This is a genomic window from Mesorhizobium maamorense, from assembly GCF_044998965.1.
GTDB lineage: Bacteria > Pseudomonadota > Alphaproteobacteria > Rhizobiales > Rhizobiaceae > Mesorhizobium.
In genome coordinates this window covers 4,616,186-4,642,347 of the sequence record NZ_CP173356.1, presented here as the reverse complement: position 1 = coordinate 4,642,347, position 26,162 = coordinate 4,616,186, and the positions used below count along the sequence as shown (strand labels likewise).

Sequence of the window (26,162 nt, the reverse complement as noted above, 5' to 3'; positions counted from 1 at the left end):
TTCGATCTGCTAGCTTGGCCTGGTCACAGCAGTTCGCAAATGCAAAGCGCGCGGCGGAACCAAGTCCACCGCGCGCTATTTTGATCATCGCGCGGTTGCCGTCCGTGCCGAGAAGATCAACGTGCCGTTACTTGAGAGAGTGGATCAGCTCAAGCGAGGTCACGGCAACGGCCAGGTTGACGCCGGTCTGCGCCTGGACGCTGAGCGGCTCCAGCATGAAGGCGCTGTCGAAGCCGCCGACCAGCAGATTGGCGCCGCCGCCGGTCACGACGCTCGCCTCGGCATTGACGCCGTAGTAGCTGCCGGCAAGGTCACCCGCGTCGCGGTCACGGGTCGCCGCCAGTACGGCCCATACCAACTGGCCCTGGTGCGTCTGGCCGACGTCGACGCCGAGCTTGGAGATGACCCCGGTGTAAATTTCCGGCGCCCCGTGATGGGAAGGACGGAAGACGCAGGACACACCCTTGTTGGAGGTCACGATATAGGCGGTGCCGCCGTCGATGGTGCAGTCGAGCGTGCCGAGCTGCAATCTGCCGGCGCTTGCCGGTGCGACAGGGAACATGGTCGTGACGAGCGCAGCGGCGCAGACGAGTTTCTTGATCATGGGAGGTCCTTTCGCAAAACGCTTCAAAGTAACGGCTGGGTGGCCAGACCGTTCCGCTGAAACCTTGGCGCGAACAAGGCAGGCGATCACGGCTTGCAGCGGGGTCAGCGCGCGGTTGCCGGATTGATGGCGATCTGCGGCGATACGTGTCCTTTCGGACACGCATCCGACGCGTGTGGGCTTGGCCGGCCTTGCCTGATGTCAGCTGACGCGGGCGAGGCCATCCTTGGCCGGCTGGTAGGTGGGATCGAGCCGAACGGCTTCGCGGTAGGACTTGGCCGCCTTGGCCTTGTCGCCGCGCCGCTCGTAGATCAGCGCCTGGTTGGACCAGGCCTCGGCGTTCTTGCCGTCGAGCTTGATGGCCATGTTGAAATCGGAGAAGGCATTGTCCTCGTCATTGGTGGCGAGGTAGGAAAGGCCGCGGCCATTATACGGCTCGGCGGCGTCCGGGGCCAGCGAGATGGCGGTCGAGAAATCCTCGATAGCGAATTTGTGCTGGCCCTGGCTCTGATAGATCAGGCCCCGATTGTGATAGGCGCGGGCATCGGTCGTGTCGAGCTGGATCGCCTTCTGGAAATCGTTGAAGGCTTCCTGGGTGCGGCCGGCCTTCCGGTAGAGATTGCCGCGGCCGATATAGGCGGCATCGTAGTTGCCGTTGATCTGGATCGAGCGGTTGTAGTCCGCCAGCGCTGCTTCCTGATTGCCGAGGAAGCGCTGGATGAGCGCACGGTTCGAATAGGCCTGGTAGAAATTCGGGTTAAGCTGGATGGCCTGGTTGAAATCCTTGAGCGCCGCCTGGTACTGGCCGCCCCGGCCATAGGCCGAGCCGCGCACATTGTAGCCTTCAGGATCCTGCGGATTGCGCTGAATCACTGCCGACAGCGAGGAGATATTCTCGCTCGACCCTTGCGCCTTGTCGATGTTGTTGAACTCGCCGGTCGGGCCTGAGGTCTGGCAGCCGGCAAGCATCAATCCGGAAAGCAGGGCTGTCGCCAGGGCAAAGCCACGAAATGTGGTTTTGCTCTCCACGCTGATTGCGTTCATGTCTGCCCTGTCCTCACTTGCCGCGTCATTCAGGTCCGGATCCCCCTCCGGGCCGGGTCACATCAAAATAAAAAGGTGGCGGCGATTCCGCATCGCGCCACCTCTGGTATCCTTCGAAAAGGACGAAATATTGGCGTTAATCAGCGCGGCGGACGCGCTGCGCCGGCGGCACCGCCAGCAGCCACCGGACGCGGCGTCATCGGCAGCAGACCTTCGCGCTGTGCACGCTTGCGGGCCAGCTTGCGGGCTCGGCGCACGGCTTCGGCCTTTTCACGGGCGCGCTTCTCGGAAGGCTTCTCGTAGTGACCGCGCATCTTCATTTCGCGGAAGATGCCTTCGCGCTGCATCTTCTTCTTGAGAGCGCGAAGCGCCTGATCAACATTGTTGTCGCGGACGAGTACCTGCACGGGCAATCCTGTCTTTCGGGTTTGATATCAACAGGCAAGCGGCCATAGCCACTAGCCTCCGCGGCGATTTACACCACGAATTGTGGCGGCTGATAGCAGAATCACGCCGCGCTGTCCACAGCCGAAATGAAGGGAGGCGGCCAAATCGCCCAGCGGGCGCTCGCAAGGTAGGCAGCCAACTACGCGGTGGCCAGATGCAACCGCTCGAAATCTTCGAAGAATTCGCCATAGTCGCAGGTTATCTCTTCGCCGGCCGCTATGTCGCGGGTCGCGGTTGCCCCGCCATATTGCGAAAAGTCCGTGTTCGGCGTCGCCGAATGGTTCATGAAGCGGCCATTGTCGACCTCATAGACCATGAAGCCGGGCCGGTCGGGACTGGGATAGGCGTAGCGGTCGAGCAGTTCCCTGAGATGCGAGGGTGCCGCCTGGTATTTTTCCAGCGGGATCAGCCGGTCGAAATCCGGGTCGAGCCGCCAGATCGAGGCGCCTTTCCTAATCGGCTCGGCGGCGAACACGCCGACGCCCTCGATTGCGCTTTGGGCGACATAGGTTTTGATCAGCAGCATGGTTCCGGCCCGTTTCCAAGGAGAGAACGGAATCGTCAATTCGAGCCCAAATGCAAGCCCGGATTGCGACATCACGGCCCGCGTTGATCCGCATGCCGGCGCCAGAACCGCTCACGTCCGGTTGATCGACACGCCGCCGTCGGCGAACAGTGCGGTTCCGGTGGTGAAGCTCGACGCGTCGGAGGCAAGATAAAGCGCCGAGCGGGCGATCTCTTCCGGCCGGGCCATCCGCTTCAAGGCATGGATGCCTTCGACGAACGTGCGGGCCTCGGGCGTGGTTGTGGTCGCACCGGGCGTGTCTGTGCCGCCTGGCAGCAGTGCGTTGACGCGCAACCCCAGCGGCCCGTACTCGGCGGCCAGCACTTGCGTCAGGCCGATCAGGCCGGCCTTGGCCGCGGCGTAGGCCGCCATGCCTGGCATGCCGGCGGTATAGCCGACGAAGCTGGAGGTGAAGACCAGCGATCCGCCGTCACGCTCCAGCATCGCCGGTATCTGATGCCTGGCGGCCAGATAGGCGCTGGTCAGATTGGTATCCATCGTGTCGTGCCACGACGCCGGCGGCAGGTCCGGCAGCGGCGCCATCATGCCGACAGCGCCGGCATTGTTGAATGCAATGTCGAGACCACCGAAGCTACCGGTCGCGAGATCGACCAGCGCCTTCGCATAGGCTTCGTCCCTGACGTCGCCGGCAAGAGCGATCGCAGTGCCGCCGGTTTCCGCGATCTCCTCGACAAGCCTATCGAGCTCGGCCTGACGGCGCGCGGCGGCGACGACCTTGGCTCCTTCCTCGGCAAAGAGCTTTGCAGTGGCGTGGCCGATGCCGGAACTGGCGCCGGTGACGATGGCGATCTTGTTGGCGAGTGCGAGCATGTTTCTGTCATCCTTCCGCTAAGCCGGCCTTGCCGGCGGTCGGATGCGTCGTCGCAAATGAGCATGGCCGCAGCCACCCGAAAGCTGCAAACCCGCCGATTTCCCTAGCCTCGCACGCCGCGGCCGGTTGCGGCGCAAAACGGCAAGAGCCGTCGCAAACAGCGCAAGGGTGGCAGCGCTGTTTCGCTAGTGATACACCTCGCGCGCCGGGGGAAATTGCTAGCCCGGCCGCAAATCCGCGAGACTTTGGCGCGAGGCTGGAACGTGAAGAAATACTCTGTATTCGCCATCGCGCGTGAGGCCATGCGCGGCCACAAGGGCTGGGAGGAGCAATGGTCCTCGCCGGAGCCGAAGAAGGAATACGACGTCGTCATCGTGGGCGCCGGCGGCCATGGCCTGGCTACCGCCTACTATCTCGCCACCGTGCACGGCATCACCAATGTCGCGGTGCTGGAGAAGGGCTGGCTCGGCGGCGGCAATACCGGCCGCAACACCACCATCATCCGCTCCAACTATCTCTATGACGAGAGCGCCGGCATCTACGACCATGCGCTGAAATTGTGGGACGGGCTCAGCCAGGAGCTCAATTACAACGTCATGTATTCGGCGCGCGGCGTCATGATGCTGGCGCACAATGTGCACGACATCCAGGTGCTGAAGCGCCATGTCCACGCCAACCGGCTGAACGGCATCGACAATGAATGGCTGACGCCGGAGCAGGCCAAGGAACTCTGCCCGCCGCTCAACATTTCCAGGGATGCGCGCTACCCGGTCGTCGGTGCCGCCTTGCAGCGGCGCGGCGGCACGGCGCGCCATGACGCGGTCGCCTGGGGGTATGCGCGCGGCGCCTCGGCGCGGGGCGTGCACATCATCCAGAATTGCGAGGTCACCGGCGTCAAGCGGGCGGCCAACGGCGCGGTCACCGGTGTCGAGACGACGCGCGGCTTCATCGGCGCCAAGAAGGTCGGCGTGGTCGCGGCCGGCCATTCCTCGGTCATCATGAACATGGCCGGCGTGCGAATGCCGCTGGAAAGCTATCCGCTGCAGGCGCTGGTGTCGGAGCCGGTCAAGCCTGTCGTTCCCTGCGTGGTGATGTCGAACACGGTGCATGCCTATATCTCGCAGTCCGACAAGGGCGAACTGGTGATCGGCGCCGGCACCGACCAGTACGTCTCCTACTCGCAGAACGGCGGCCTCCACATATTACAGCATACGCTGGACGCAATCTGCGAGATGTTCCCGATCTTCACGCGCATGAAGATGCTGCGCTCCTGGGGCGGCATCGTCGACGTCACGCCCGACCGCTCGCCGATCCTGGCCAAGACGCCGGTGCCCGGCCTCTACGTCAATTGCGGCTGGGGCACGGGCGGCTTCAAGGCGACACCCGGCTCCGGCCATGTCTTTGCCCACACCATCGCCAGGGACGATCCGCATCCGATCAACGCGCCCTTCACCATCGAGCGTTTCCGCACCGGCCGGTTGATCGACGAGGCGGCGGCGGCGGCGGTGGCGCATTGACGATGACTGAGCTGTAGGAACGAAAACATGCTTCTCATCCGCTGCCCCTATTGCGAGGAAGAGCGTCCGGAACTTGAGTTCCGCAACGCCGGCGAGGCGCATATCGCGCGCTCGGCCAACATGTCAGGCGAGAGCGACGAGGATTTCGAAAAATTCTTCTTCATCCGCTCGAATCCCAAAGGCATCATCTATGAGCGCTGGCGACACATGCATGGCTGTGCGCGCTTCTTCAACGCCGTGCGCGACACCGTCACCGACAAGTTCGTCATGACCTACAAGGCCGGCGAGCCGAAGCCTTCCAAGCTGCCCAAAAACTCCAGCGAAGTGGTTGCCAAATGAGCGGCGCGTTCCGCATACCGAGCGCCGGCCGCCTGAGCCAGGCCAAGACCGCCCGCTTCAGCTTCGACGGTCAGTCCTTCATCGGCATCGAAGGCGATACGCTGGCTTCGGCGCTGCTGGCCAACGGCGTGCACCTGGTCGGCCGCTCGTTCAAATATCACCGGCCGCGGGGCGTGCTGTCGGCCGGCGCGGAGGAGCCCAACGCGCTGGTGCAGATCGTGCGCGACGACGCGCGCAAAACGCCGAATGTTCGCGCGACCGTGCAGGAACTCTATGACGGACTCGCCGCCAACTCGCAGAACCGCTGGCCGTCGCTGTCCTTCGACGTCAGCGCGGTCAACGATCTGGCGTCGCCGCTGTTTTCGGCGGGCTTCTACTACAAGACGTTCATGTGGCCGAAGGCGGCCTGGAAGAGCCTCTACGAACCCAAGATCCGGGAAGCCGCCGGGCTTGGCGTGTCCCCCGACAGGCCGGATCCCGACCATTATTCGTCGCGTTACGCTCATTGCGACGTGCTGGTGCTGGGCGGCGGCGCGGCCGGCATCGCGGCTGCATTGGCAGCGGCTGAAACTGGCGTGCGGGTCATTCTGGCCGATGAGCAGGCCGAATTCGGCGGCAGCCTGCGCTTCGAGAGCGGCGCGAAGATCGACGGCCAGGGCGGCTTTGCCTGGGCGCAGGCGGCGATCGCCAGGCTGAAAGGCATGGACAATGTCCGCGTGCTGTCGCGCACGACTGCCTTCGGCTACTACGCACAGAACTTCGTCGGCCTGGTCGAGCGGGTCAGCGACCATCTGCAAAATCCCGGCCACGACCTGCCGCGCGAGCGGCTGTGGCAAGTGCGCGCCAGGCGCGTGGTGCTGGCTTCCGGGGCCATCGAGCGCCACATGGTGTTCGCCAACAACGACCGGCCGGGCATCATGCTGGCCTCGGCCGCGCGCACCTATCTCAATCATTATGGCGTCGCGGTCGGAAAAAATGTCGGCGTCTACACGGCCAACGATTCCGCTTACGCGGCGGCGATCGACCTGAAGAAGGCCGGCGTCAACATCGCGGCGATCGTCGATCTGCGCGACAATCCGACCGGGCCGGTGATCGACGAAGCAAGGACGCTCGGCATCGAGATCAATTTCGGCCGCGGGGTGATCCGCGCCGGCGGCAAGCTGCGCGTCTCGTCGATGACCGTGCAGCCGAAGAATGGCGGCGGCGAGCGCACCATTGCGGTCGATGCGATCCTGATGTCGGCCGGCTGGACGCCGTCGGTGCACCTGTTCTCGCAGTCGCGCGGCAAGGTCGCCTTCAATGACGAAACCAAGCGCTTCGTACCCGGCACCTATGCACAGGACTGCATCTCTGTCGGCGCCTGTAACGGCACGGACGGCCTGTCGGCGACCCTCGACGAGGCCTATGCGGCAGGAGCCAAGGCCGCAAAGGACGCCGGCGTGAAGGCCGCCAAGGGTACAAAGCCCAAAGTCGACGCCTCGGAAAGCTGGTCGCGCGGCATGCTGGGCGCCGCCCCCGGCGCCGGTCCGGATACGACGGTGAAGGCCTTCGTCGATTTCCAGAACGACGTCACCGCCAAGGACATCCGCCAGGCGGTGCATGAGGGCATGCGCTCGATCGAGCACGTCAAGCGCTTCACCACCAACGGCATGGCGACCGACCAGGGCAAGACCTCGAACATGCACGGCCTGGCGATTGCCGCCGAGACGCTTGGCAAGCCAATCCCCGAGGTGGGCCTCACTACGTTCCGCGCCCCTTATACGCCGGTGACCTTCGGCGCCATCGTCAGCCATGCGCGCGGTCCGCTGTTCGATCCGACGCGCAAGACGGCGATCCATCCCTGGGCTGAAGCCCAAGGCGCCGTGTTCGAGGATGTCGGGCAGTGGAAGCGCGCCTGGTATTTCCCCAGGGGTGGCGAGGACATGCATGCGGCGGTCGACCGCGAGTGCGTCGCGGTTCGAAACACGGCTGGCCTGTTCGACGCCTCGACGCTCGGCAAGATCGAGGTGGTCGGTCCCGATGCGGCCAAGTTCATGGAGCTGCTCTACACCAATCCATGGGAAAAGCTGGAGCCCGGCCGCTGCCGCTACGGCATCATGCTGCGCGAGGATGGCTTCATCTATGATGACGGCGTCGTCGGCAGGCTGGCGCCCGACCGTTTCCATGTGACGACGACGACGGGCGGCGCGCCGCGCGTCATGAACCATATGGAGGATTATCTCCAGACCGAGTTCCCGCATCTCAATGTCTGGCTGACCTCGATCACCGAGCAGTGGGCCGTCATCGCCGTGCAGGGGCCGAAGTCTCGCGACATCATCGCGCCGCTGGTCGAAGGCATCGACATGTCGGACGAGGCGCTGCCGCACATGTCGGTACGCGAGGGCAAGATCTGCGGCGTGCCGACAAGGCTGTTCCGCATGTCGTTCACCGGCGAGCGCGGCTTCGAGGTCAATGTGCCGGCCGATTACGGCCAGGCCGTCTGGGAAGCGCTGTGGGCCGAGGGCCAGAAGCATGGCGCCACCGCCTACGGCACCGAGGCGATGCACGTGCTGCGCGCCGAGAAGGGCTACATCATCGTCGGCCAGGACACCGACGGCACGGTGACGCCCAATGATGCCGGTCTCGACTGGGCCGTCGGCAAGAAGAAGGCCGATTTCGTCGGCATTCGCGGCCTGACGCGGCCTGACCTGGTCGCCAAGGGCCGCAAGCAACTGGTCGGCCTCAAGACCAAGGATCCCAAGATGGTGCTGGAAGAAGGCGCGCAGATCGTCGAGGATCCCAGGCAGGCGATCCCGATGAAGATGATCGGCCATGTCACATCGAGCTATTGGTCGCAGAATTGCGGCCGCTCGATCGCTCTGGCGCTGGTCGCCGGCGGCCGCGCACGCACGGGCGACACGCTCTACGTGCCGATGCCTGGCGGGACGATCGAAGTGGAGGTTTCCGGCATGGTGTTCTTCGACGAAACGGGAGGCCGCCTCAATGGCTAAGACTGCCGCAAAGAAAGCCGCTCCGGCCGCATCGCCGGCGGTCGAGCGCCGTCCGGCGCTTGCTGGGCGCACCATCTCCGCGACAGGCGCCAAGGTCGAGGTGCTGGCACCTGCCGAGCGTATCTCGTTGCGCGCGCCGGAGGCTTCGCTTGCCGCCTTGTCGAAGGCGCTCGGCGTGACCTTGCCGAAAAAGCCGAAGACGTCCGTGTCGAAAGGCGGGCGCACCGCGCTGTGGCTTGGACCGGATGAATGGATGATCATCGACGAGGCCGGCAAAGACCCGCTCGCCGATTGTGCAAAGATTTCCGCCTTGCATTCCGCTGTCGGCATTTCGCATCGCAACGTCGCGATATCGGTCGCCGGTCCGGCCGCGGCCGCGGCAATCAATTCGGGCTGCCCGCAGGATCTGTCGCTCGAAGCCTTCCCGGTGGGTGCCGCCTCGCGTACCATTCTCGGCAAGGCCGAGATCGTTCTGCTGCGCACGGCGCAAGACGCTTTCCGGGTCGAGTGCTGGCGTTCCTTCTCGGATTATGTCTTTACTTTCCTCTCCGAGGGAGCACGCGACGCGGCGGCCTGATCCCGGAACGTTTGCCGCCCGCGCCCGTTTGCGGCAACAGGTCGAGGGAGAATGCCGATGCCATCGAAGTCCACGCCGAAGTCGCCCGGGAAAAGCTCGGCCGTGCGCTCCCTGGAGCATGAGCGGCATCACGGCGCCGACGCCGAAGAGGAACTCGAGGAAGGCCTCGAGGATACGTTCCCGGCCAGCGATCCTGTGTCGATCACGGGGACGGCTATCCCCGGCGCCCCCGCAAGGCCGGGTAAAGCCAAGACCGTTCCCGGACGCAAACCGCGCTGATTTCCCCAGTTTCGGTTGAGGAGCCATCTTTCCAAGACGGTGCCAAGTGGGATATTCAAAGCGCTTTGGGAGATCGTAAAATGCCGGTAAAAGCCGTCGTCTGGGGCGAGAATGTCCACGAGCAGACCAATGCCGCCGTGCGCGGCCTTTATCCATTGGGCATGCATGGGACCATTGCAGCGGCGCTCAACCAGGATAAGGGCATCGAGGCGACCACCGCTACCTTGCAGGAGCCGGAGCACGGCTTGAGCGAAAGCCGGCTGGCTGCCACCCATGTTCTGCTCTGGTGGGGCCATGCCGCCCATGGCGAGGTCAAGGACGAGATCGTTGAGCGCGTGCAGAAACGGGTCTGGGAAGGCATGGGTCTGATCGTGCTCCATTCCGGACACTATTCGAAGATCTTCAAGCGGCTGATGGGCACGCCTTGTTCGCTGAAATGGCGCGAAGCGGGCGAGCGCGAGCGCGTCTGGGCCATCAACCGCGGCCATCCGATCGCGCAAGGCATCGGCGAGTGCCTGGAGATCGGCGAGACGGAGATGTATGGCGAGCCCTTCGCGGTGCCGGAGCCGCTGGAGACAGTGTTCGTCTCCTGGTACGAAGGCGGCGAAGTCTTCCGGTCGGGGCTGACCTATCAGCGCGGCGCCGGACGGATCTTCTATTTCTCGCCCGGCCACGAGACCTACCCGATCTACCACAATGAAGGCGTGCAGCAGGTGCTGCGCAACGCCGTGCATTGGGCGCACAATCCCGCGCCAGCATGGTCCGGCATCACCAATGCGCCGAACGTGCCGACAGACCAGGCCAAGGAGAAGATCGTCCAGAAGGGCCTGCGCCTGCATGCCGACGGCGACAAGGGCCTGAGTTAGGCGTGAGTTGAAGATGCACCGCCTCCTTCTGCTCGGCACCGGTGGCATTGCCGGACATCACGTCGAGGAGTTCGCCAGGATTCCAGGATGCACAATCGTCGCCTGCGTCGACCAGGTGCCGGGCCGCGGTGCGATGTTCGCCGCCGCCAACAAGATCAGCCATTCTTTCGAGAGCCTGGAAGCGGCGATCGGCTGGAGCGCGTTCGACGCGGCCATCAACGCGACGCCGGACGGCGTGCACAAGGCAACGACGCTGGCGCTGCTTGCCCAGGGGAAACACGTCTTTTGCGAAAAGCCGCTGGCGCCGAACCATGCCGACGCGCTTGCAATGACGGAAGCGGCCGAGGCGGCCGGGGTCGTCAACATGGTCAACCTGACCTACCGCAACTCGCCGGCGATCGAGGAAGCGCGACGCATGGTGCAGGCCGGCGAGATCGGCGCATTGCGCCATGTCGAGGCGAGCTACAAACAGAGCTGGCTGGTCAGCAAGTCATGGGGCGACTGGCGCATCGAGGACAAATGGCTGTAGCGCCTGTCCAACCGGCACGGCTCGACGGGCGTGCTCGGCGATGTCGGTATCCACATTCTGGATTTCGCAAGCTATGGCGCCGACCAGGACATCGCCACCCTGCACGCCGACCTGGTGACGTTTCCCAAGGCCGAAGGCGATCGGATCGGCGATTATGTGCTTGATGCCAACGACAGTGTCGCAATGACGGCGCGGTTCAAATCCGGGGCGCTCGCGACGATCGTCGCCAGCCGCTACATGACCGGCCACGCCAACGACCTGTCGCTGGCCATGCATGGCACCAAGGGCGCCATCAAGGTCAACACAGACGGCAAGGTTTCGCGCCTGTCGGCCTGCCTGGGCGAGGACATCGACCAGCAACGTTGGCGGACACTGGCGCTGCCGGATGTGAAGCGCAACGCGCTGCGTTTCGCCGAAGCGCTCGATACGGGAAGGAACGGCGATCCATCCTTCCGTCGCGCCGCCGACATTCAGAGGCTGATCGACGCGGCCTTCGAGAGTTCGTCGGCCAGACTGCCGGTGACGATCGCCTAAAGCCACATCTGGCCGGCTGCACCAGCCAAGGCGTGTGTTGCCGCTATCAGAATGCGCTCGGCACGATCCAGGGATTGATGCTGATGCCGAGGCGCGGGCCCTTGCCTTCAGCGGTGGTTTCCGTGACGCCCTTTTTCTCGAGCGAGCCGGTCGATGCGCAATCGAGCTTCACATTGGCCTTGGTGTCGACGCAGGTCGCGGCGGGCACGTGCTCGACCGGGTGGGTCGTGTTGGCGGCAAGGGCCGAGCCCGAAAGTGCCAGCACGGCGGCGAGGGTGAGGAGGGTCTTTTTCATTGTCCGTCTCCGGGTTCGATGGGTGAATTTGTTCTCGTACATGTACGGTATTCCGTACAAATACGCCCACCGATCGCGGAGTTCAAGCCAGAATCGTACGCGTACGGAAATTTTTGTTAACCAAGAAAATCCGTCCCGCTTGGCACGTAAAACGCGGAGCGGCGATGAAGCGTGGAAACGCAAGGAGATATCGTTCAGCAGTTGACCGGCGTCTCGGTCAGCGGAGGCACGTTCTGCGTGCTGAGCGTGGCAAGGGTGAAATCGCACATCCGTTTCACGAAAGCCTGCGGATCACCGAAGGGGTAGAAGGGGAAGGTGATCAGCAGCGAGATGGTGCCGTGGCCGACCGCCCACAGCATGGTAGCGATGGCGCGCGGATCACCCTGCAACTTCCCCGCGGCGACGCAGGCCTCGACCCTGCTGATCAGCACCTTCATCGCCGGGTTGCTTTCTTCTATGTCCTCGTAGCTCCGGCCTGCCGGCAGCTTGGTCTTTTCGGTCATGAAGACGGTGCGGTATTCATTGGGATTGCCAAGCCCGAATGCGGCGTATTCCGTCATCACTGCTTGCAGCGCCTCGATCGGATCGTCGGAAGGATGCTCCTCGATGCGCCGGGCAAGCGTCTCGAACGCATCCTCGGCCAGCGCGAACAATATATCCTGCTTGTCGGCGAAATAGGAATAGACCGACATCGGCGCGTAGCCGACGCGCTTGGCCAGCTTGCGGATGGTCAGGCCCTCATAGCCTTGCTCCTGCACGAGCTTGTGCGCGGCCTCCACAAGTTCGGAACGCTGTTCGGCCTTTTGTTTCTCGCGGCGTGTCTGGGCGCTCACCGGCAATATCGCCTGCCTCTGCTGGTTGGGTGGCCAACTGAATTATATACGCTGTACGGAAACGGACAAGGGCGTCGCTGGTTCCCAAGCGGCAGGCGTCAGATGGCGCCGACGCCGCCGTCGACGGCCAATGTGTGGCCGGTCATGAAGGAGTTGGCGGGGTCGGCGGCGAACAGGATCACCGTGGTGATCTCATCCACTTCGGCCACCCTCCTCATCGGCACGCCGCGCGTCAGTTCGGCCAGGGCGTCGGCTTCCGGAGCGCCGGAGACGCGCACGAAACTGTCGACCATCGCCGTTCTCGTGTGCGCCGGACAGACCGCGTTGATGCGCAGGCCCTTGCTGGCGTATTCAATTGCCGCCGACCGGGTCAGCCCGACCACGCCGTGCTTGGCGGCGGCATAGATCGAAAGCTTCGGCGCGCCACCCAGTCCGGCGGCGGAGGCGATGTTGACGATGGCGCCGCCCTTGCCGTCCGCCTTGAACTGCCGCTCCATCTGCGGGATTTGGTGCTTCATGGCATAGAAGACGCCGAGCAGATCGATTTCGATCACCCGGCGCGCCTCCTCCGAGGCGACCTGCGGCAAACGCACGAAACTCTGCACGATGCCGGCATTGTTGACTGCGACATCCAGCCGGCCGAATCTTTCGACCGCCAGAGCCACCAGCGCCTGCGACAGCGCCTCGTCGGCGATGTTGCCGGCCAGGACCGCCGTCTCGGCATCGAGCGTTTCGGCAAAGCTCCTCAAGGTTGGTTCATCGAGGTCGGAGAGGACCAGCCGCGCGCCTTCGGCGGCAAAAGCTTTGGCCGCGCCGCGGCCAAGCCCGCCCGCGGCACCCGTGATCAACACCGTTTTTCCGTCGAAGCGGCCCATCGATTATTTCTCGTCGATCAGTTTCGGTCGATCAGTTTCGCGGCGAGGTGCGAAAGCAGTTTCACCGCCTCGCCATAGGTCCTGGCCTTTTCCGGGTTCGAGGCATTGCCGTCCAGCGCGCGCTTGTAGACGCCCTGGCAGATCGCGGCCAGCCGGAAGAAGGAGAAGGCGAGGAAGAACGTCCAGTCGCCGATGCCGGTGAGCCCGCGCCGCCGGCAATAGGTGGCGACATAGTCCTCTTCCGAAGGCAGTCCGAGCGCGGCGCGGTCGATACCGCCCAGGCCGCGAAAGCCCGAGCTATGCGGCAGGCGCCATTGCATGCACTGGTAGGCGATATCGGCAAATGGATGGCCTGATGTGGACAGTTCCCAGTCGAGCACCGCCATCACCTTCGGCCGGTCCGGCGCGAATATCAGATTGTCCAGCCGATAGTCACCATGCACCAGCGAGACACGGCCGTCGTCGGCGGGCCTGTGCGTCTCCAGCCAGTCGATCAGCCGGTCCATGTCGGCAATGGCACCGGTCTCCGAGGCGCGGTACTGACTGGTCCAACGCGCCAGTTGGCGCTCGAAATAGTTGCCCGGCCGGCCGAAATCGCCGAGACCCACGGCCTCGATATCGACGCCGTGCAGGGCGGCGAGCGTGGCGTTCATGGCATCGTAGATGGCGGCGCGCTCGCCATTGTCGCGCGCTTCCGGCAGTGCCGGATTCCAGAAGATGCGGCCGTCGATGAAATCCATGATGTAGAACATGCGGCCGATCGGTGAGTTCTCGGCTGAGAGGTGCAGCATCCGCGGCACCGGCACGGCGGTGCCCGAAAGGGCGCTCATCACCCTGAATTCACGGTCGACCTGGTGTGCCGATTTCAGCAACTGCCCCGGCGGCTTGGCGCGCAGCACGTAGCGGCCGCTGGCCGCCGTCAGCAGATAGGTCGGGTTGGATTGGCCGGATTTGAATTTTTCGACGGAGGAAAGTCCGGCAAAACCGGGGATCCGCGCCTCGAGATAGGGCGAAAGCGCTGCCTGGTCGAGCGCGTTCGGGTCGCTCATGCGGTCTCTGGCTGGCGTTCGATCAGGGTCAGCGTCAGCCAGCGGGCGGTGAGCGCCGGTTTCTTCGAGCCCTCGATCTCGATCGTCACGTCATGGGCCGTCTGCACCCAACCTGAGGGCCTGACCTTGACGTCAGCCAGCACGAAACGGGTGCGGATGCGCGCGCCGGTCTTCACCGGCGCCAGGAAGCGCAGCGAATCGAAGCCGTGGTTGACGCCCATCTTGCCGTTTTCCAGCGGCGGCATGGTCTCGAACGTCATTGCCGACAACAGCGACAGCGACAGGAAGCCATGCGCGATGGTGCCGCCAAATGGCGTCTCGCGCTTGGCCCGCTCCGGATCGCAATGAATGAACTGGTGGTCGTCAGTGGCGTCTGCGAACTGGTCGATCATGCGCTGCGTGACCACCCGCCATGGCGAGACGCCCACCTCCTTGCCGACGCTGGCCAGAAGCACATCGAGACTGATCGGTTCCACGCGGATGTCCTCCAGTTTCATCCCCGGCTTCCCCGGCCGGACATGTCATTCCTTGAACAGGGTCAGCCCATGCTGCACCGACTGTCCGCCGTCAATCGGCAGGATGGCGCCGGTGACATAGCTGCCTGCACGGCTGCACAAATAGAGCGTTGCGCCGGCAATGTCATCCGGGGCGCCGATACGGCCGATCGGAACGTGGCTGCCGACATGCCTGGCCTGTTCCTCAGTGGCGGTGGCAAACGCCGTCATCCGGCTCTGGAAGGGCCCAGGGGCAAAGGCGTTGACGGTGATGCGGCGGCCGGCGAATTCCAGCGCCAGGGTGCGCGTCAGGTGATGAACGGCCGCTTTGGAGGCGGTGTAGGAATAGGCGTCGTCGGCCAGCGGCTGCGTGCCCATCACGGAGCCCAGATTGATCACCCGGGCTGGATCCTCGTCGCTGGCGGCGGCTTCGAGCAGCGGCAGCAGTTCGCGGGTCACGTGGAAGACGGCGGTGACGTTGACGCCGAACACCTTGGCCCAGGCATGATAGGGGAAGCTCTCCAGCGGCGCTCCCCAGGACACGCCGGCATTGTTGACCAGGATATGCAGCCGTTCGGCCCGCGTCTTGACCTCGCCGACCAAGGCGGCAATGCCGGCCTCGCTGGAAACGTCTCCGGCAAAGCCTTCCGCCCGGCCCGGCGCGCCAAACCCGTTCAATTCCTCGGCGACCTTGATGCAGTCCTCGCCCTTGCGCGAGGCGATCATCACCGTTGCGCCGGCCTTGACGAGGCCCGTCGCCGCCATGCGGCCGATGCCGGTCGCCGCGCCCGTGACCAGCGCGGTCTTGCCGGCCACCGAAAAAAGATCGTCGAGATAGCTCATCGAACTCCTGCGCCTTTCATCGGCGGATCGGGGAAAGCGTTCGCGTTGACAAGGCTATCCGAAGTACGGTCATCCTTGCCACTGACAAAATGCCCGGCCTGAATGAAGGGTTAGCAACCGATGACGGAGATGAATCTCGGCATGACGGAGCGGCTGAGGCCGATCCACGCGCGCGTCGCGGCCATGGTGCGCGACGAGATCATGCCGCTCGACAAGGAATTCCTCGGCGAAGTCGGCAAGGCGGGCGACCGCTGGACATACACGCGGCGCCAGACCGAGATCCTCGAAGGGCTGAAGACGACCGCAAGAGAGCGCGGCCTTTGGAATTTCTGGCTGACCGGCTCGGAACGCGGCTACGGTCTTTCCACCGTCGAATACGCCTATCTGGCCGAGGAGATGGGCAAGGCGCATCTCGGCGCCGAGACCTTCAACTGCTCGGCGCCCGACACCGGCAACATGGAGGTGCTGGAGCGCTACGGCTCGGCGGAGCACAAGAACGCCTGGCTGGAGCCGCTTCTCGACGGAAAGATCCGCTCGGCCTATCTGATGACCGAGCCGGACGTAGCCTCGTCGGATGCCACCAACATTTCGATGCGCTGCGAACGGCGCGGCGACGGCTATGTGCTGAACGGCGAGAAATGGTGGGCCTCTGGTGCCGGCGATCCCCGCTGCGCCATCTATATCGTCATGGTGAAGACCTCCGATGGAGAGCCGAAGCACAGGCGGCATTCGATGATCCTCGTGCCGGCGGACACCAAGGGTGTCAGCAAGCTGCGTCCAATGCAGGTCTACGGCGACGACGACGCGCCGCACGGCCACATGCATCTTCGCTTCGACAATGTGCTGGTGCCGGCGTCGAACCTGATCCTCGGCGAGGGCAGGGGTTTCGAGATCGCGCAAGGCCGCCTCGGCCCCGGCCGCATCCATCACTGCATGCGGGCCATCGGCCAGGCCGAGATGGCGCTGGAGCTGCTGTGCCAGCGTTCGGTCCGCCGTGAAGCGTTCGGCCAGCCACTGGCGAAACTCGGCGCCAATTTCGATATCATCGCCGAGTGCCGGATGGAGATCGAGATGGCCCGCCTGCTCTGCCTCAAGGCGGCGTGGATGATCGACCAGGGCGACGCGCGCGCCGCCGCGCCCTGGATCAGTCAGATCAAGGTGGTCGCGCCACGCATGGCTCTGAAGGTCACCGACGAGGCGGTGCAGATGTTCGGCGCGCAAGGCATCAGCCAGGACACGCCGCTGGCGCGCTCGTGGACGCATCTCAGAACGCTGCGCCTCGCCGACGGGCCGGATGCCGTGCATCGCCGCCAGGTGGCGCGGGCTGAATTGAGGAAATACACGCAGGAAAAGGTTTGAGCCGGCCGGCATCTCATCGTCTTGCGTCGACAACCAAGGAGCAGCCACCAATGGCCATACCCTCCGAAATGAAGGCCCTGCTCCTGGTCGGCGACGGCTACACCAGGGCGCCGAGCGGCAGCGTGCTGGAGGCGATGGAGCCCTATCTCAAGCCAGGCAGTATCGCAGTGCCGGCACCTGGGCCGACGCAAGTGCTGATCAAGGTCAGCCTTGCGTCGATCAATCCGTCCGATGTCGCCTTCATCAAGGGCCAGTACGGCCAGCCGCGGCTCAAGGGCCGGCCGGCCGGCTTCGAAGGCGTCGGCGTGGTCGTTGCCGGCGGCGACGAGCCCTATCCCAAGAGCCTCGTCGGCAAGCGCGTTGCCTTCGCCACCGGGCTCTCCAATTGGGGCTCATGGGCCGACTATGCCGTTGCCGAAGCCGCCGCCTGCATTCCGCTCCTCGACACCGTGCGCGACGAGGATGGGGCTGCCATGATCGTCAATCCGCTTACCGCGCTCGCCATGTTCGACATCGTCAGCCGAGAAGGCGAAAGGGCCTTCATCATGACCGCCGGCGCCAGCCAGCTCTGCAAGCTGATCATCGGGCTGGCCAGTGAGGAAGGATTCCGGCCTATCGTCACCGTGCGCCGCGACGAGCAGATCGCGCTGCTGAAGGAAATCGGCGCCGCCCATGTGCTCAACGAGAAGTCGCCCGATTTCGAAGCCTCGCTGCGCGAGGTGATAAAGGCCGAACAGCCGCGCATCTTTCTCGATGCGGTGACCGGGCCACTGGCCTCGGCCATCTTCAACGCCATGCCGAAGCGCTCGCGCTGGATCATCTATGGACGGCTCGATCCCGAGGCCACGATCATCCGCGAACCCGGCCAGCTGATTTTCCAGCACAAGCACATAGAGGGCTTCTGGCTGAGCGAATGGATGCGGCAGCATAAGGATCGCCGCGGTCCTGCGATCCTCGAGGCGCAGAAGCGCTTTTCCGACGGGCGCTGGACGACCGACGTGACGGCTGTGGTGCCGCTGGCCGAGGCGATGGCGCGCGTGCCGGCGGAACTGGCCAGGCCCAATGGCAAGGTGTTCATTCGGCCGTAAAGCAGGGGGTGTGCGGTTGAGCTGCATTCCGGTTCATCGAGAGCACAGCTGCTATAACCTTCGAGGGCCGGAAAGAGGGTGGTTTGTTGGCTGCGATCGTTCAATGTCATCGGCGGCCACGCCGTTCGATCCCCCTATGCCACCCCGCTTTGTCCGTGATATGCCGCCGCCAATGAACGCTGGGACAGTGCCGGACCGGGCCTGTTCCGGATTGGTGTGGGGTGCTTGGTGAGGATTTCCAAACCGGTTTTCGACCGCCTGGGGCTTGGCCTGTGGATCGGGGCATTCGCGGTCGTGCTTGGCCTGGTCCTGTGGTCGCCCGATGCGCGCACCGTATTGCACGCCTACAGATATGGCAGTGTGGAGTTTCTCGCCGGCCGGCCGCTCTACGACCTCGAGTCCGAGATGGGATACCTTTACACGCCCGCCTTCGCCGCGCTCTATATTCCGTTCTTGAATCTGGGACCGCATCTTGGCGGGCTGGTCTGGCATGCCCTCGGTTTCGCCGTTCTCACCCTTGCCGCGGCGCGGCAGGTGCGCAAGCTGGGCGGACAGGAGCAGACCTGGCTGCTTTCCTTCGGCCTCTTTCTCGCTTTGCCGATGACACTGGGCGCCATTCGCAACGGCCAGGCGACAATCCTGCTGACCGGCGCCTGCTGGCTCTTGACCCTGTCGGCACTGGAAGGACGGCGTGCGGAGACCTTTTTCTGGGCCTCGCTTGCCATAACGGCCAAGCCGACCGCGATCATCATGCTGCTGTTGGTGGGGGCGTTGCGCCCGCGGCTGATACCGGTGCTGGTGCTCGCGGTGCTGTTCGTGCTCGCCATCCCCTACGCTTTCGCTCCCGCCGGCTACCTGAACGAGCAGTATGGCGATTTCGCCCGCATGCTGACGTCGATGGCCGTCGACAAGACCAGCCATTTTGTTCCTACCGATTTCACCGCGCCCTTTATCGAGATGGGGCTGCCCGTTCCGGATTCGGCTGCCACGGCGGTGCGCGTCGTGATCGGCCTGCTGACGCTCTCGATCGTGCTCTGGTTCGACCGCAAGCTCGAACAAGGAGCGGCCGGACTCGCGATCTTCCTGGCGGCCGCCTTCTACATGTGCGTCTTCAACCCGCGCGTCGAGCCCAACACCTATGCGATGATCGCGGTACCCGCCGGCCTTGCCATTGCCCTGTTGTGGCGCGAAGAAAAAGGTGGCGTCCTGGCCTGCGTGCTGTCCATGACTTTATTCCTGACAGGTTTGACCGGTGTCGAGCGCCACATGCATGACTTTCTCTATCCCTGGTTTCGGCCGATCACGGTCACTTTCATCGCCTGCTTCCTGATATGGTGGTTCTGGGCCAAGGCGCGACAAAAATTGGTGAATGTGGAGCCTGTCGCCCATGGCTGAGATGCGCCCGAGACTCGATATCGTGGCGCCGTTCTTCAACGAGGCGCAATCGGCGACGGCTTTCGCGGCATTGCTCGACGCGCTCGAGGCGGCGGTGTCGAGCCGCTTCGGCATGCAAGTCCACAAGATCCTGGTCGACGACGGCAGCCGGGACGATAGCGCCCGGCGGTTTTCGCAGGCACTTTCGGGATCCTGGGAAATCGTGCGCCTCAGCCGCAATTTCGGCAAGGAGGTCGCCGTGCTCGCCGGCCTCGACCACTCGCGGGGCGACATGGTGCTTGTCATGGACGCGGATCTGCAGCACTCCCTGGAGACCAGCCTGAAGATGATCGTCGAGCTGGCTGAGAATCCGGACGTCGACGTCGTCTACGCGCAGAACGACCGGCGCGGGGCAAGCTGGCGGCGCAGCCAGTTGGCGAAACTGTTCTACAGCCTGATCAACAGCAGCCAGCGGTTCGATATTCCCGAGAATGCAGGCGACTTTCGCGTCATGCGCGGCACCGTGGCGCGCGCATTGACCAGCCTGCGCGACAAAAGGCGCTTCAACAAGGGCCTGTTCGCCTGGGCCGGCTTCCGCCAGAAGGCCATATCCTATTCGCCGGAAAACCGCGCCAGCGGCAAGTCGAAATGGAGCCGGCTCAACCTGATCGCCTTTTCGTTAGAGGGGTTTACGTCCTTTTCGGTGATTCCGCTGCGCCTGATCAGCCTCAGCGGACTGCTTGCGGCGTTTGCCGGCGCGGTCTACGGCGCGAAAGTGCTCTTCGAGGTGCTGTTCTATGGCATTGCCGTTCCAGGCTATCCGAGCCTGCTGGTCGCCGTAGTGTTGCTCGGCGGCCTCAACCTGACACTTCTCGGGCTGATCGGTGAATATGTCTGGGTCACCCTCAGCGAAAGCAAGGATCGCCCGGTCTACATCGTGCGCGATATCGTGCGCAGCGATGTTCCCGCCAGGTCGGCGCCGGGCGTTCCCGGGGCATGATGCGCGGCATCCGTCTGATCGCCGACGATTACGGCCTGGCGCCCGGCGTCTCGGCGGCGATCCTCGACCTGCTCGATCGCGGGCGGCTTACGGGCACCGGTTGCATAACCGGTTTCGCGGAATGGCCGGGGGAGGCGGAACGCATCAAGCCGCTGTGCGGCCGGGTCGCCGTCGGCCTGCATCTGACCTTGACGGACCAGCCGGCCGTGACCGGCCCGTCGAGCCTGGCACCGGAAGGCCGGCTGCCGCCGCTCCGCTCGCTGGCATTGCCGATCCTGCGCGGCAGCATCGAGACCTGCGACGTCCATGCCGAGCTCGACGCCCAATTTGGCCGCTTCGTCGAGGCGCTCGGGCGCCGGCCCGATTTCATCGACGGCCACCAGCATGTGCATTTCCTGCCTGTCGTGCGCAAATGGCTGCGGGGGCGTTTCGCCGGAGATGCCGGCAGACCGTGGCTGCGCGGCGCGCCGGCACTGGCCGGCAGCGGAGCGGCGGCATCGAAAATTGCGGCGATCGCCGCCCTGGCAACTGGTTTCAACCGATCCATGCGGCGCGCCGGCTTCACCGTGAGGGCGCCGCTCGCCGGCATCTATGACTGGCGGCAGCCGGAAAAGTTCGCGCCCGCCCTGCAAGCCGCCGTTGAAAGCCTGCCGGAAGAGGGACTGTTCATGTGCCATCCCGGGCATGTCGACGAGACGTTGCGTGCACGCGACCCGATGCAAGATGTGCGCGAAGTCGAATTCGCGGTTCTCGCCTCCGATCATTTCGGCGCAAACCTGGCTCGCGCGCGTGTCGGCATCATGGACGGCACAGCATGAGTGCCGATCAGTCCCGGCGTTCGACCGGCAACAAGATTATCCGCTTCGCCATTGTCGGCCTGGTGAACACGGCCATCGACCTTGCCGGTTTCTTTCTGCTGCTCAAGCTGCACGTGCCGCCGCTGCCCGCCAACGTTGCGTCCTGGTTCATTGCCGTCACCTTCTCCTTCGCGGCCAACGGCTTCTGGTCGTTCGAGCGCGATCCGGCCATCCGGCTGCATCATGCCTTTCTTCGCTTCGCCTCGCTCGGCGCGCTGATTTCGCTCGGTGTCTCCAGCCTCGCGATCGCGCTGTTCGCCGGTGTTGTCGGCGTGTGGCCGGCAAAGATCGGCGGGGTGGTCGTGGCGGCGGTGCTGAATTTCCTCGCCGCGCGCTGGTCGATCGAGGGCCGTCTTTTGAAATAGCAGGCTGTTTCCCCACGAAAACTCCGGACCCGCTACACGGTCTTCTGGATTTCCCTATTCAGCCGGCTCCACATCGGTGTGGGCGGCTTCCTCGAGTTCGCGCTTCAGCCGCGCCTCCTCGTGGGTCTTCGGCGTGACGAAGCGGCCGAGCAAGAGATAGGCGACGGGGGTCAGGAACAGCGTCGAGACGGTGGCCAGCCCCAGTCCGCCGACGATCACCCAGCCGAGCGCGATACGGGCCTCGGCGCCGGCGCCCGCCGCCAGCACCAGCGGCACGCCGCCGAGCACGGTGCAGATCATTGTCATCATCACCGGGCGCAAGCGAATGGTCGAGGCCTGTTCGATCGACTCGCGCACGCCCAGTCCACGATCGCGCAACTGGTTTGCGAACTCGACGATCAGGATGCCGTTCTTGGCCATGACGCCGACCAGCAGCACCAAGCCGATCTGGCTGTAGGCGTTGAGGCTGGTGCCCGAGAGCAGAAGCGCGAAGATGGCGCAGGCGAGGCCGAGCGGCACTGTCGCCATAATGATGACGGCGCTGACGAAGCTCTCGAATTGCGCGGCAAGCACCAGCAGGATGATGACCAGGGCAAAACCGAAGATGGTGACCATGGCGCTGTTGGTCTCACCCAGCGTCGCCGCCTCGGCCAATGGTACGATGCGGCTGCCCGGCGGCAGAAGCGGCGTTGCGATTTCCTCGGCGCGCGTAAGGGCCGAGCCGAGGGCGAAATCGCCGCCGAGGTTGGACGTGATCGCCACCGACGGCTGCTGCTGCTCGCGCGACAGCGAGGGCGGCACGGCACGCTCGGCCAGCGTGGCGATGGTCGACATCGGCACGAAACGGCCGTCAGCCGTCTTCAGGAAGACGTTCTCCAGGTCGGTCGGATCGTTGATCGGGTTGGTGGTCGAAACCAGCTTTACCCCGTAGCTGCGGTCGGCGATGTAGACATCGACGACGTCGTTGCCGTCGAGCATGGCCTGCATGGTATTGGCCAGCCCGGTGATGTCGATGCCGAGATCGGAGGCGCGCTCGCGGTCGACGGCAACGGAAAGCTGCGGTTGCGTCGGGTCGATGGAAAGGCGTGGCGTCTGGAAACGCGGATCCTTCTGCATCTCGGCGATGATCTTGACGGCCGAGTCGCCGAGCGCCTTGCGGTCGTTGCCGACCAGCGCGAACTGCAGGCCGTTGCCGGCGCCACGGATGCCGAGGCTGTTGGGCTGCACCGGGAAGATGCGCACGCTGGGCACCTGGCGGGTGAGCTGGCTGATCTCGGCCATGATCTCCTGCTGGCTGCGGCTGCGCTCGTCCCAGGGCGCCAGCGTCATCACCATGAAGCCTGAATTATAGGCGCCGTTCTGGCCGGCGCTCTCGAAAGTGCTGACGATTTCGCCGGAATCACGCAGCGGCTGGATCAGCTTTTCGATCTTCTGCATCTGCTGCGTCGTGTAGTCGAGGCTGACGCCTTGCGGGGCGCTGATGCGAAGCAGCACGACCGCGCGATCCTCGGTCGGCGTCAATTCCTGGCGGATGGTGCCGAACAGCGCGAATGCGGTGCCGGCAAACAGCAACGCCACCAGCACCACGATCCACGGCGCGTCGAGGCAGACATGCAGGCTGCGCCGGTAGGCCGCGTTCAGCGCGCCGCCGATGCGCGCGCCGACGCCGTTGCTGCCCTCGCGGTGGAGGGCGGCACCGGACAGCATGCGCGAGGCAAGCATGGGACAAAGCGTCAGCGCGACCACGCAGGACAACAGCACCGACATGGCGAGCACGAAGCCGAATTCGCGGAACAGGCCGCCGGTCTGGCCCGGCAGGAAGGAGATCGGCACGAAGACGGCAACCAGAGTCAGCGTGGTGGCGATGACGGCGAAGAACACTTCCTGTGCGCCGAGCACTGCGGCGGCACGCGGCCCCATGCCTTGATTGCGCCGCCGCACGATGTTTTCCAAAACGACGATCGCGTCATCGACGACAAGCCCCGTCGCCAGCACCAGGGCCAGCAGCGTCAGGATGTTGATCGAGAAACCAGCGAGGTAGATCGCCGCAATGGTGCCGATCATTGCGACGGGCATCGACAGGCCCGGAATGAGCGTGGCGCGCCAGTCGAGAAGAAAGGCATAGATGACGACCAGAACGATGGAGACGGAAAGCGCGAGCGCGATCTCCACCTCGTGCACGGCGCCGTTGACGAACACCGCGTCGTCGCTTGTGACCTTGATCGACATGCCTCGCGGCAGGTTTGCCTGCAACTTCTCGACCGCGGCCTTGACGCCGGTGGAGATGTCCAGCGTGTTCGATTCCGCCTGGCGGATGATGCCGATGCCGATGCCGGTCTTGCCGTCCGAACGCAACGTGGTCTGGCCGATGTCGGGGCCGAGCGTGACGGTGGCGACATCGCGGATGCGCGTCGTTCCGCCAATGATGATGTTCTCAAATTCTTCCGGCGTCGTCACATCGGCGGTGGTGCGAACGATCAGGTCCTGATTGCTGGTGGTGATCGAGCCGGCGGGTGAATCGAAGGCGACCGAGGCAAGGGCGGTCCTGAGGTCGGCGACGGTGAAGCCCAGGCTGGCGAGCTTGTTCTGATCGACGTCGATGCGGAAGATCTTGTCGCGGTCGCCATAGACCTGGACGTCCGCGACGCCTGGAACGGCAGCCAGTTCGTCCTCGATCTGGTCCTGGACCACGACGGTCATGTCCTGAACCGACATGGTGTCGGAGGTGACGGCCAGGCGCATCACGGGGTCGGAGTTGGCGTCGGCCTTGACGATGCGCGGCGGATCGGCCGTTTCCGGCATCTGGTTGGCGACGCGGCCGACGGCATCCCGCACATCCGAGGCCCCGACATTGAGATCGACGCCGTCGTTGAATTCGATGGTGACGCGGCTCGAGCCGAAGGAGGAGGTCGAGGAGATCGACTTGACGCCAGAAACGCGGGCAACAGCTCCCTCGATCGTGTCGGTCAGTTCGCGATCGACCGTTTCGGCCGCCGCGCCTTCGAAAGTCGTGGAAACGGTGACGACGGCGCGGTCGACATCAGGCAGCTCGCGGATCTCGACGCCATAGAAGGCGGCGAGGCCGGCGACCGCGATGAGGACATTCAGCACCAAGGCCATGACCGGCCTGCGGATGAACAGGGCGGTAAAGCCAGTCTCGCTGGCGGCGTTGACGGCTCCGGTCATGAGCCTTCGGCCGCGTTCGCGGCGCGCTGCTCTCCGCGGGCGATGCGGACTTCGCCTCCCTCGCTGACGCTCTGGGTGCCTTCGGTTACCACCATGTCGCCACTGTCCAGCTCCGCGTCGATCAACACGGTTTCGGTGTTGCGCTGGATGATGCGCACCGGCACCCGCTTGGCCTTGCCGTTCTCGACCGCCCAGACGTAAGCGCCCTCCGAGCCCCACAGGATCGCCAGCGGGCTGACGGCGGGATAGGTCTCGCCGGGGAATTTCATGGTGATGGCGAACGACATGCCGGCGCGCAGCGAATCGGCCGGGTTGGCGATCGTCGCCTTGACCAGAAGCGTACGGCTGTTCTCGTCGATGTGGTTGTCGATGGCCGAAACCGTGCCGGTATAGCTGTTGCCGGGATTGGCGATCGGCGTCGCCGACAATTGCGCGCCGATCTTGACGGCGGCCGCGAAGCGTTCCGGCACCAGGAAATCGACAAGGATCGAGGAACGGTCGTCGAGCGTCGCGATCGCCGACTGGTTGGTCACATAATTACCGGCGGAGATCGGCAGGATCCCGACCGTGCCGGAGATCGGGGCGAGAACAGACCGGCGGTGCAGGGCGAGTTCCGCATCCTGTAGCGCCAGCTTGGCACCGGCCAGCACCACTTCGGCATCGGCGACGGCGACCGGTGTCGCCGCATTGGAGGCGCGCAGCGACCTGACCCGGTCGAGCTTGGCCTGTGCGTCCTGAAGCGCGAGCCGGGCACGGTCCTGGGCGATCACTTCGGTTTCGGAATCAAGGGTCGCGATGACCTGTCCCTTGTCGACATGGGTGCCGGACGAAACCAGCAATTCGGCGAGACGGCCGGAGGAGTAGGGGTTGACCGTCACCGACGCATTGGCGCGGCCGGTGCCGATGGCCTGGAGCCGATCGTTTATGGTCGCGGAAATAGCGGGCACGACGACGACGTTGACCTGACGGGCTCGCTCGCCGCCAGCGGATTTCGTGCCGGCGCCGGTTTCAGCCGGAGGCGTTGCCGCGTAGGCCCAGTCTATTCCCCAGCGCGCCAGCACGTCCGGCGCGCCCGGGAAAAAGCGCAGCCAGGCGGCAACCGCCACCACCAGCACCACAAGGGCGAAAAGTATCTGTTTCCAGGCGGCCATCGGCACTCCGGTTGGCAAAACAATCCTTCCGTCCACCGGTTTCCCGAAATAAGCAGACGCAGCGGGGCTATTCTAAGGCAAGAAGCAAGCCCCCGATATCGTGCCTTTATGACAATTCTTCAGTGTCCGCGCACATTAAATATGCGTAACGTTGCCGGTGTTCGTGCCGTTTTGATTTTTTAGTTCACTTCGAGCCGGGCTTTCGAGATTACAACGCTGGCTATGCCGCCCCGACGCCAGTTTCGGACCGAAATCGTTCCAGACGTATCC

25 protein-coding genes and 1 pseudogene are annotated in these 26,162 nt (G+C 64.4%); 13 read left to right on the top strand and 13 right to left on the bottom strand.

The window, feature by feature from the left end:
* Positions 1-127: 127 nt before the first annotated feature.
* The 5 genes from ACIU1A_RS23155 to ACIU1A_RS23135 form a co-directional block, all read right to left on the bottom strand.
* Positions 128-604, bottom strand: a complete 477-nt coding sequence (locus ACIU1A_RS23155; protein WP_140513720.1) for a DUF992 domain-containing protein — start codon at positions 602-604, stop codon at positions 128-130.
* Between the two features lie 201 nt (positions 605-805).
* Positions 806-1,648 carry a tetratricopeptide repeat protein gene (locus ACIU1A_RS23150; protein WP_140496334.1) on the bottom strand — a complete coding sequence of 281 codons (843 nt, stop codon included), beginning with the start codon at positions 1,646-1,648 and terminating at the stop codon, positions 806-808.
* 140 nt (positions 1,649-1,788) lie between these two features.
* Positions 1,789-2,055, bottom strand: a complete 267-nt coding sequence (gene rpsU, locus ACIU1A_RS23145; protein ID WP_010911429.1) for a 30S ribosomal protein S21 — start codon at positions 2,053-2,055, stop codon at positions 1,789-1,791.
* Positions 2,056-2,234: 179 nt separating this feature from the next.
* Positions 2,235-2,621 (bottom strand): SET domain-containing protein, encoded by a 387-nt coding sequence (locus tag ACIU1A_RS23140; RefSeq protein WP_140513719.1) that lies wholly within the window; start codon positions 2,619-2,621, stop codon positions 2,235-2,237.
* A gap of 111 nt (positions 2,622-2,732) precedes the next feature.
* A complete protein-coding gene (locus ACIU1A_RS23135; protein WP_404925371.1) occupies positions 2,733-3,491 on the bottom strand; it encodes an SDR family oxidoreductase in 759 nt (252 codons plus the stop codon).
* Positions 3,492-3,755: 264 nt separating this feature from the next.
* Here ACIU1A_RS23135 and ACIU1A_RS23130 point away from each other — a divergent pair, with 264 nt between their 5' ends.
* From ACIU1A_RS23130 to ACIU1A_RS23100, 7 genes and pseudogenes are all read left to right on the top strand, one after another.
* Positions 3,756-5,009, top strand: a complete 1,254-nt coding sequence (locus ACIU1A_RS23130) for a sarcosine oxidase subunit beta (RefSeq protein WP_404925370.1) — start codon at positions 3,756-3,758, stop codon at positions 5,007-5,009.
* A gap of 27 nt (positions 5,010-5,036) precedes the next feature.
* Positions 5,037-5,348 (top strand): sarcosine oxidase subunit delta, encoded by a 312-nt coding sequence (locus ACIU1A_RS23125; protein WP_140496330.1) that lies wholly within the window; start codon positions 5,037-5,039, stop codon positions 5,346-5,348.
* Positions 5,345-8,338 carry a sarcosine oxidase subunit alpha gene (locus ACIU1A_RS23120; protein ID WP_404925369.1) on the top strand — a complete coding sequence of 998 codons (2,994 nt, stop codon included), beginning with the start codon at positions 5,345-5,347 and terminating at the stop codon, positions 8,336-8,338. Before ACIU1A_RS23125 ends, ACIU1A_RS23120 begins: the two co-directional genes overlap by 4 nt.
* Positions 8,331-8,915 carry a sarcosine oxidase subunit gamma gene (locus ACIU1A_RS23115; RefSeq protein ID WP_404925368.1) on the top strand — a complete coding sequence of 195 codons (585 nt, stop codon included), beginning with the start codon at positions 8,331-8,333 and terminating at the stop codon, positions 8,913-8,915. Before ACIU1A_RS23120 ends, ACIU1A_RS23115 begins: the two co-directional genes overlap by 8 nt.
* Before the next feature lie 57 nt (positions 8,916-8,972).
* On the top strand, positions 8,973-9,194 hold the full coding sequence (locus ACIU1A_RS23110) for a hypothetical protein (RefSeq protein ID WP_140496327.1): 222 nt from the start codon (positions 8,973-8,975) through the stop codon (positions 9,192-9,194).
* 80 nt (positions 9,195-9,274) lie between these two features.
* On the top strand, positions 9,275-10,060 hold the full coding sequence (locus ACIU1A_RS23105; RefSeq protein WP_404925367.1) for a ThuA domain-containing protein: 786 nt from the start codon (positions 9,275-9,277) through the stop codon (positions 10,058-10,060).
* 13 nt (positions 10,061-10,073) lie between these two features.
* Positions 10,074-11,123: pseudogene (locus ACIU1A_RS23100) on the top strand (Gfo/Idh/MocA family protein).
* A gap of 46 nt (positions 11,124-11,169) precedes the next feature.
* Here ACIU1A_RS23100 and ACIU1A_RS23095 read toward each other — a convergent pair.
* The 6 genes from ACIU1A_RS23095 to ACIU1A_RS23070 all read right to left on the bottom strand — a co-directional run bounded on the left by ACIU1A_RS23095 (position 11,170) and on the right by ACIU1A_RS23070 (position 15,512).
* Entirely contained in the window at positions 11,170-11,418 is a 249-nt protein-coding gene (locus ACIU1A_RS23095; RefSeq protein ID WP_404925366.1) for a DUF680 domain-containing protein, read from the bottom strand.
* 194 nt (positions 11,419-11,612) lie between these two features.
* Positions 11,613-12,257 carry a TetR/AcrR family transcriptional regulator gene (locus ACIU1A_RS23090; RefSeq protein ID WP_404925365.1) on the bottom strand — a complete coding sequence of 215 codons (645 nt, stop codon included), beginning with the start codon at positions 12,255-12,257 and terminating at the stop codon, positions 11,613-11,615.
* Positions 12,258-12,349: 92 nt separating this feature from the next.
* Positions 12,350-13,126, bottom strand: a complete 777-nt coding sequence (locus tag ACIU1A_RS23085; RefSeq protein ID WP_140496322.1) for an SDR family NAD(P)-dependent oxidoreductase — start codon at positions 13,124-13,126, stop codon at positions 12,350-12,352.
* Between the two features lie 17 nt (positions 13,127-13,143).
* Positions 13,144-14,175, bottom strand: a complete 1,032-nt coding sequence (locus tag ACIU1A_RS23080; protein WP_140513711.1) for a phosphotransferase family protein — start codon at positions 14,173-14,175, stop codon at positions 13,144-13,146.
* Positions 14,172-14,672: a MaoC family dehydratase gene (locus ACIU1A_RS23075; RefSeq protein ID WP_263483366.1), complete on the bottom strand. Its 501-nt coding sequence runs from the start codon at positions 14,670-14,672 to the stop codon at positions 14,172-14,174. The genes ACIU1A_RS23080 and ACIU1A_RS23075 overlap by 4 nt, the downstream gene beginning before the upstream one ends.
* 24 nt (positions 14,673-14,696) lie before the next feature.
* Positions 14,697-15,512: an SDR family oxidoreductase gene (locus ACIU1A_RS23070; protein WP_140566161.1), complete on the bottom strand. Its 816-nt coding sequence runs from the start codon at positions 15,510-15,512 to the stop codon at positions 14,697-14,699.
* A 120-nt stretch (positions 15,513-15,632) separates the two neighbouring features.
* On the opposite strand from ACIU1A_RS23070, the gene ACIU1A_RS23065 reads away from it, so the two are divergent.
* From ACIU1A_RS23065 to ACIU1A_RS23040, 6 genes are all read left to right on the top strand, one after another.
* Positions 15,633-16,871 carry an acyl-CoA dehydrogenase family protein gene (locus tag ACIU1A_RS23065; protein WP_140496319.1) on the top strand — a complete coding sequence of 413 codons (1,239 nt, stop codon included), beginning with the start codon at positions 15,633-15,635 and terminating at the stop codon, positions 16,869-16,871.
* Positions 16,872-16,921: 50 nt separating this feature from the next.
* Positions 16,922-17,959, top strand: a complete 1,038-nt coding sequence (locus ACIU1A_RS23060; RefSeq protein WP_140556519.1) for a zinc-binding dehydrogenase — start codon at positions 16,922-16,924, stop codon at positions 17,957-17,959.
* 228 nt (positions 17,960-18,187) lie between these two features.
* Positions 18,188-19,354 (top strand): glycosyltransferase family 87 protein, encoded by a 1,167-nt coding sequence (locus tag ACIU1A_RS23055; RefSeq protein WP_140496317.1) that lies wholly within the window; start codon positions 18,188-18,190, stop codon positions 19,352-19,354.
* Entirely contained in the window at positions 19,347-20,333 is a 987-nt protein-coding gene (locus tag ACIU1A_RS23050) for a glycosyltransferase family 2 protein (RefSeq protein WP_404925364.1), read from the top strand. The genes ACIU1A_RS23055 and ACIU1A_RS23050 overlap by 8 nt, the downstream gene beginning before the upstream one ends.
* On the top strand, positions 20,330-21,151 hold the full coding sequence (locus ACIU1A_RS23045; RefSeq protein ID WP_404925363.1) for a ChbG/HpnK family deacetylase: 822 nt from the start codon (positions 20,330-20,332) through the stop codon (positions 21,149-21,151). The genes ACIU1A_RS23050 and ACIU1A_RS23045 overlap by 4 nt, the downstream gene beginning before the upstream one ends.
* A complete protein-coding gene (locus tag ACIU1A_RS23040) occupies positions 21,148-21,555 on the top strand; it encodes a GtrA family protein (RefSeq protein WP_140496314.1) in 408 nt (135 codons plus the stop codon). The genes ACIU1A_RS23045 and ACIU1A_RS23040 overlap by 4 nt, the downstream gene beginning before the upstream one ends.
* A gap of 54 nt (positions 21,556-21,609) precedes the next feature.
* Here the strand turns inward: ACIU1A_RS23040 and ACIU1A_RS23035 are convergent, their stop codons facing one another.
* Both ACIU1A_RS23035 and ACIU1A_RS23030 read right to left on the bottom strand, forming a co-directional pair.
* On the bottom strand, positions 21,610-24,741 hold the full coding sequence (locus tag ACIU1A_RS23035) for an efflux RND transporter permease subunit (protein ID WP_404925362.1): 3,132 nt from the start codon (positions 24,739-24,741) through the stop codon (positions 21,610-21,612).
* A complete protein-coding gene (locus tag ACIU1A_RS23030) occupies positions 24,738-25,892 on the bottom strand; it encodes an efflux RND transporter periplasmic adaptor subunit (protein ID WP_140496312.1) in 1,155 nt (384 codons plus the stop codon). The genes ACIU1A_RS23035 and ACIU1A_RS23030 overlap by 4 nt, the downstream gene beginning before the upstream one ends.
* Between the last annotated feature and the right edge of the window lie 270 nt (positions 25,893-26,162).